The following is a 7,254-nucleotide window of genomic DNA, read 5'->3' as shown; positions in this document are numbered from 1 at the left end:
GTTTATATGTTGCAGTTGTGTTACAAATTGGTTCAAAATTGTAAAAGTCGATGTTAGTATCGATTGAAAATTAAATTTTCGTCATCAGTTTTATGCTGATTTATAGTAATGTTTTATTTAAATAAACTAATAAATTCAATATCAATTTTATAACAAAAAGAGAGAATAATGAGAGAATTTACAAAAATAAAAAAAGCTATCTCACTAGCTATGTTTGGCAGCATAATTACTATGCCAGCTTTAGCTTTTGAAGAACAAGAAACCAGTGAAGTAGAGCGCATTTCAGTAACCGGTTCACGTATTGCTCGTACAGAACTTTCACAACCAACGCCAGTTATCGTACTTGATGCTAAAGATATTGCGAAGTTTGGCTCTCCAGATTTAGGTAGTATTTTAAGTGAATTGCCAGCTATTGGTTCAACAGACACCTTAATTGGTAACAATAATAGTAATGCTGCAGCAGGTACAAGTTCTGCAGATTTACGTCGTTTAGGTTCAGCTAGAACACTTGTGCTAATCGATGGTAAACGCCATGTAGCTGGTACGCCTGGGGAATCAACAGTTGATTTATCAACCATTCCTGCCGCACTAATTGAACGTGTTGAAATTATCACTGGTGGTGCTTCTGCTATTTACGGTTCAGACGCTGTTTCGGGTGTAATTAACGTTATATTGAAAAAAGACTTTGAAGGTTTTACTGCAAACTTAACCGGCACTAAGTCTACTGAAGGCGTTAATGAACGTAACCACACTTTTAACATTTTAGCAGGTACAGACTTTGCTGATGGTAGAGGTAACGTAACATTTTTTACCGGTGTTGAACGTACGGGTGAAGTAATGTCTGCAGATATTCGCCAATTTGAAGGTTGGGGAACAGTAGTAAATCCAGCTGATACGGGCGAAGATGACGGTATTCCTGATCGTTTAAGAAAGCGAAATGTATCATCAGAAATGATCCATGCAAATGGTGTTATTAACCCATTTGGCGGCGCTGCCGGTCGTTACGTGTTTGACGCTTCAGGCAACCCTGTAGTGCAAACCGATCGTGAATTTACCAACAGTTTTGCTTTTGGTAACTTTCCTGACGGTTGTCAGTATTGTTTCAATGGTGAAGATTACGAAAACTATTCACCAGGCGTTAAAAAAATTAACGTTGGTTCAACATTAAGCTTTGACCTTACCGATAACATCACGTTCACCAGTGATTTTAAATACGTTCGTTCAGACGTTGTACAACAATTCCAACCATCATTCAGATTCGGTAACATTGCCATTGATGTAGAAGAAAATGCATTTTTAGATGCAGGTTTACGTCAAACATTGTTAAATGCTGGCCAAACTAATGTAAGCATGGCTAAATTTTTCGACGAACTTGGTAACAGATCAGCGGCTAACCGTCGTGATTTATTCAGATATACAGCAGGTTTTGAAGGTCAGTTTTCAGTAAGCGACACCGCTATGGATTGGGAATTGTATTACGTTAACGGTGAAACAACGAACGAACGTAAAACACTTAATGACTTAATACCTGATAACTTCGTTGCCGCTGTTGACTCTGTAATTGACCCTAATACAGGACAAGCAGCATGTCGTAGCCAAGTGCCTAGTGCCCAAGGTGATGATTACCAAGACCCAGCTTCTGTCAATGGTAATAACTGTGTTGCGTTCAACCCATTTGGTCAAAGTTCTTCGCAAGAAGCTCGTGACTATGTATCTGCAGATGTAACACGTGAAGATAGCATTAAACAAGAATTTGTCGGTGGTGTAATCTCATTTGATACTAAAGAATTTATGGAATTACAAGGTGGTGGCATTGGTTTTGCTGCGGGTTTTGAATACCGTGAAGAGTCTTCAGAGTCAATTACTGATGAATTTACTAAGCGTGGTTTCTTAACCAGTGCAGCTTCACCTGATTCATACGGCGAATACGATGTTACTGAGTTTTTCGTAGAAGTAAGCTTACCTTTACTTGCCAATATGGAATTTGCACATGAACTAACTGTTGATGCAGCATTCCGTACAGCTGACTACTCTCATGCAGGTAAAGCAGAAGCATGGAAAGTTGGTTTAATGTATGCACCATTCGAAGATTTACGTATTCGCGGTACTATTGGTGAAGCGGTACGTGCACCAAATATTGCAGAAGCATTTGACCCTGTTTCTCCTGGTTTTGCCCGCGTAAGCGATCCATGTGACGCTGATAACGTTTCAGACGATCCAGATCGCGCTGGAAACTGTGCTGCATTAGGTATTCCTGCAGACTTTCAAGCAAACGATAACGTATCTGTAGATCTTCTTTCAGGCGGTAACCCTGATTTACAATCTGAAGACTCAGAATCAATGACGGTTGGTTTTGTTTGGACTCCTTCGTTTGTTGAGGATTTCTCTGTAACCGTTGATTACTATGATATTGAAATTACAGACGCCATTACATTTGTTTCTGCACAAAATGTTGCTGATAACTGTGTAGATGCAACGGGTAGTCCAGATCAAGGTTTCTGTAGTCAAGTCGATCGTAATCCAACTACTAACGACATTGAACTTGTTCGTTCTGGTTATTTAAATGCTGCAGCGTTAAACACTAAAGGTGTTGAAGCTGTATTTAGATACAAGACAGACCTAAGTTCTTTTGATCTTCCAGGTGAGCTAAGAACTAACCTAATGGTAAGTAAATTACTAGAACTAGAGCAATTTGAATTCCAAGACCGTCCAGACGAAATTAACGTTGAAGATGGTGAGGTTGGTGATCCAAGTCTTCAACTTCGTTTCGGTTTAGATTATGAAATAGATGACTTAGTAGTAAGCTGGTCAACGCGTTTTATCGATCGTAGCTTTACGTTAGATATCTCTCCAACTGGCGATACAGCAGAAGATACATCTCCTGCCTATATTGGTTCTGTAACAACACACGACGTATCATTTAATTACCTAGTAAATGATAATGTTTCAGTAAGTGCTGGTATCAGAAACTTAACAGACAAGTTAGCACCAGGTTACACAGCTAATGCGATATACGACCTAGTAGGCCGTAGAGCATTCGCAGGCGTTAACGTAAAATTCTAATCTGTTAACAAAGTTGGCTTTTTACAACGCTGATTTATAATAAAAGCGATAATACTTAGGTGTTATCGTTTTTTTTTATTTATAAATAGTTGAGTTTAAATAGTTGATCTTGTAGTGGAAGTGCAGAATATATAGCTGAGGTACAGAACATATAATATATAATGGAAATTTTGTAAATGCAGACAGCCCAAAGTAATTACATGTTTGGGCGCAATACAGCAAAGTAGTCATTAGTTAAATCGGTGCAAGTTAACATGTCGAATCGTTTAGTATATTTAGGCGTATAAGTTCATGATATTAAATTTTTGCTAACTGTAAATTCTCTACTTAATTCTTTACTTAATTCTCTAACTACTTTTCGTCGTAAACACTGATCTACATTAGAAACCATCAAACATCTCGGAAAGTAAGCAGTTGAAATGTTTACGACCCATAAATACCTTATGCGTTGAACCATGGCGTAAATTTAAAAGAATCATATTAGCTATAGATCGAAAATTATCACAATAAATTCTTCAATATTAATAAATTTAAGGCATTAATTGTAGGTCGGGCTTTAGACTGTCAATTTGCATAAATACACTTTAGCTATAGCGGTAGGGTGTAAAATGATTAAAGTAATATATCAGCAAATAGTTGAACTAAAAAGAGATAGGTCTACGCTTTGAGCGTGGAGCATCAGGTGCTTGTAAAGCTTGGGGCTGGTTATCAGTTTTGGTTTTTTTATGCTTAGTTTTCTTAAACGTATTCTGCTTTTTAAGGGTGTTTTCGGTTTGTTTTTTTGTTGTTACAGGCAAATCTTCTTTATCAAGTTTAACGACATTAACCTGAATAACCTCACCATTAAATTCTACAATATCGTCATGATAGACTTTTTTTCGCTTTTGAAATTCGACTTCATTATTCAGGAGCACGTAACCTTCACTGATCACTATTTTAGCTTCACCGCCACCACTAACCATATTGGCAATTTTTAATAGCTTACAAAGTTCGATGGGTTGTATTGAAACATCAATGTTTTGAATAGTGTCGGTCATGGTGATCTTTAAAAAATTGAAATAAAAAATGATTATAACTGAGTTAGTTAGCGCTGTCGTGTTTGCTGAATACAATATCTCAGTACTTGCTGATTTTAATTCCAAAAGCGTTGAATATTATGGTCATAAGGCTTTGTTTTTTATGACTGATAATAAATATAAAGTGACAATGCCGTATGTTAATCAACCTGAACATTTGAGAGGAAATTGATAATAGATACTGCTTATTTAAAATTAAATCAGTACTTTAGCGTAATTCAAATTTATAATTTAATTTAGTATTTTAATTAAACACATATCTGAACCGTATATAGGAGGGTGAAATTACGACTTAGTCGCTATTAATATGACGCATTATAGATAAAGTTATTGCCACAAGGATTGGTTCATCAGATTTTCACTATTGAAATTAGGTCGCTCTTGCTGCCAAAGGTTCTTACCCGAGTGAGCGGGCACACTATATTTTTCGAAGAAATCTTCCAACTCAGATACCATCTTCAATTGAATTGCTGGCGTGGAGGTTCTGTAATATTCCGCTCTTTCATTGGATGGGTTAAATTGTACCAATGACCAATGGGGCTAGCGTCTTTTTTGTAATAACGCACGAGTTTCCATTGACCATCTGAGATCATACGGGCATTGCCGCGTTCAATTATTTGGTAGCGTTTCCAATCGCTCACACGCTCTGCTTTTAAAGGTTTTAAAAGTTTTAAAAGTTTTAAAAGTTTTAAGGGTTTTAAATAAAAAGTGGTGGACGATACAAGGCTTGAACTAGTGAGTCGGCGCGGGTGATAAAGAGCAGAAGGTGCTTTAACTTGTTATTTTAAATATTTTAATGATTTTGAAGGTTTTGAAGGTTTTGAAGGTTTTGAAGGTTTTAAGGGTTTTAAGGGTTTTAAATAAAAAGTGGTGGACGATACTGGGCTTGAACCAGTGACCCCCGCCTTGTAAGGGCGGTGCTCTCCCAACTGAGCTAATCGTCCATTTTTTATTTTATACTTCTTTTAATGGTAAAAGAAGTGGTGGACGATACTGGGCTTGAACCAGTGACCCCCGCCTTGTAAGGGCGGTGCTCTCCCAACTGAGCTAATCGTCCATTTTTTATTTTATACTTCTTTAATGGCAAAGAAGTGCTGGACGATACTGAGTTTAAATCAGTGATTCGGCGCGGGTGATAAAGAGTAGAAGGTGATGACCTTATTTCTTTCCCACACTAAATTGTCTTCGTCACTTTTAAATAAGTGGTGGACGATACTGGGCTTGAACCAGTGACCCCCGCCTTGTAAGGGCGGTGCTCTCCCAACTGAGCTAATCGTCCGATATTAAATACTGCTTTCAGAGAAGATATGGTGGACGATACTGGGCTTGAACCAGTGACCCCCGCCTTGTAAGGGCGGTGCTCTCCCAACTGAGCTAATCGTCCTTCTCTGTGGGGGCGTATTATAGGGAGATCGAAAAAGCTGTCAACCTAAACTCATTAAATTTTTATATTTTTTTTAACTATTTAGCTTGAACGCTGTAAATTTCGACAGACTGGTGGTTTTGTGAACTTTATTTTTAATTGTCATCGTATAACACTAATAAATTTAACGCGCTAAAAGGTGTATTTCCTGCGCTTGACTGATAAAATACTGGCAACTTTATTAAAAACCTTTGTTTAAGTTTTTCCTTTAAACAAATAGACATATTTCATTGAGACTTTTATGACTTTAACAACTCGATTTGCTCCTAGCCCAACGGGATATTTACATGTTGGTGGTGCTCGTACTGCTTTATATAGCTGGCTCTATGCACAAAAAAATGGTGGCGACTTTATTCTTAGAATAGAAGACACTGACATAGAACGTTCAACACAAGCTTCTGTTGATGCGATTATGGATGGCATGAAGTGGTTAGATTTACCATGGACTCACGGGCCTTATTTTCAAACACAGCGCTTTGACCGTTATAAAGAAGTTATTGAGCAGTTATTAGCCTCAGGTAATGCTTATCGTTGTTATAGCACTGCTGAAGAAGTCGATGCTATGCGTGAAGAAGCAAAATCTAAAGGTGAAATTGAAAAATATAATGGTTTATGGCGTGAACGTACTGACTACCCAGCAGATAAACCTTATGCGATTCGCTTTAAGAACCCGTTAGACGGTGATGTTGTTATTAAAGACATGGTTAAAGGTGACATTACCATTAGTAACGAGCAACTTGATGATTTAATTATTGCGCGCTCTGATGGCACTCCAACATATAACTTAACGGTTGTGGTTGATGATTGGGATATGAAAGTTACTCATGTTGTTCGTGGTGATGATCATATTAGTAATACGCCAAAACAAATTAACATCTTAATTGCTTTAGGTGCCACGGTACCTGAATATGCTCATATTCCTATGATATTAGGTGATGACGGTAAACGTTTATCTAAACGTCATGGCGCGGTTGGTGTGATGCAATATCGTGATGACGGTTACTTACCTGAAGCATTGCTTAATTATTTAGTGCGTTTAGGTTGGTCTCATGGCGATAAAGAAATTTTTTCTCGTGAAGAAATGATCGAGCTATTTGATCTTAAAGATTGTAACCGTGCAGCTTCAGGCTTTAATACTGATAAACTTATTTGGGTAAATCAGCATTACATGAAAACTTTAGATCCCGCTTATGTTGCTACTCATCTTGCATGGCATATGAACGAGCAGGGTATTAATGTTGAAAATGGCCCAGCGCTTGAAGAAATAGTTAAAATACAATCTGATCGTGTTAAAACTTTAAAAGAAATGGCACAAATAAGTCGCTACTTTTATGAAGATTTTACCGAACTTGATGCTGGCGCGGTTAAAAAACATTTACGCCCAGTCGTTAAAGCACCATTGTTATTAGTTAAAGAGAAATTAGCCGCTTTAACTGATTGGTCTCCAGAGCCAATTCATGCAGCTATAAACGATACTGCGACAGAACTTGAGGTAGGAATGGGTAAAGTGGGCATGCCATTGCGTGTTGCTGCTACAGGTGGTGGTAACTCACCGTCGCTAGACATTACTTTAGCATTATTAGACCAACAAAAAGTATTAACGAGAATTGATCAAGCTATTGCTGTGGTCGATGCACGTATTGCTAATAGTTAATTTATAACATTCATATGTTATGAAAAAAACTTAAACAA

The 7,254-nt window shown here is 37.6% G+C and carries 4 protein-coding genes and 4 tRNA genes; 2 read left to right on the top strand and 6 right to left on the bottom strand.

Translation table 11 applies throughout. From position 1 onward, the window contains the following. Positions 1-168: 168 nt before the first annotated feature. Positions 169-3,063: a TonB-dependent receptor domain-containing protein gene (locus H4J50_RS18020; RefSeq protein ID WP_182257570.1), complete on the top strand. Its 2,895-nt coding sequence runs from the start codon at positions 169-171 to the stop codon at positions 3,061-3,063. A 641-nt stretch (positions 3,064-3,704) separates the two neighbouring features. On the opposite strand, the gene H4J50_RS18015 is transcribed toward H4J50_RS18020, so the two are convergent. From H4J50_RS18015 to H4J50_RS17990, 6 genes are all read right to left on the bottom strand, one after another. Beyond that, a complete protein-coding gene (locus H4J50_RS18015; RefSeq protein WP_108455761.1) occupies positions 3,705-4,100 on the bottom strand; it encodes an RNA-binding S4 domain-containing protein in 396 nt (131 codons plus the stop codon). Positions 4,101-4,597: 497 nt separating this feature from the next. Continuing rightward, positions 4,598-4,780: a hypothetical protein gene (locus H4J50_RS18010; protein ID WP_182257569.1), complete on the bottom strand. Its 183-nt coding sequence runs from the start codon at positions 4,778-4,780 to the stop codon at positions 4,598-4,600. A gap of 227 nt (positions 4,781-5,007) precedes the next feature. Then, positions 5,008-5,083, bottom strand: a tRNA-Val gene (locus H4J50_RS18005). A gap of 37 nt (positions 5,084-5,120) precedes the next feature. Continuing rightward, a tRNA-Val gene (locus tag H4J50_RS18000) sits at positions 5,121-5,196 on the bottom strand. A 146-nt stretch (positions 5,197-5,342) separates the two neighbouring features. Continuing rightward, positions 5,343-5,418 (bottom strand) — tRNA-Val (locus H4J50_RS17995). A gap of 29 nt (positions 5,419-5,447) precedes the next feature. Continuing rightward, positions 5,448-5,523, bottom strand: a tRNA-Val gene (locus H4J50_RS17990). 280 nt (positions 5,524-5,803) lie between these two features. Between H4J50_RS17990 and gltX the strand changes: the two genes are divergently transcribed. Next, positions 5,804-7,216, top strand: a complete 1,413-nt coding sequence (gene gltX / locus H4J50_RS17985; protein ID WP_182257568.1) for a glutamate--tRNA ligase — start codon at positions 5,804-5,806, stop codon at positions 7,214-7,216. Positions 7,217-7,254 lie beyond the last annotated feature (38 nt).

Origin of the sequence: Colwellia sp. 6M3, from assembly GCF_014077595.1 — a bacterium.
In the GTDB taxonomy this organism is placed as follows: domain Bacteria; phylum Pseudomonadota; class Gammaproteobacteria; order Enterobacterales; family Alteromonadaceae; genus Cognaticolwellia.
This window is presented reverse-complemented; position numbering and strand designations above follow the sequence as displayed.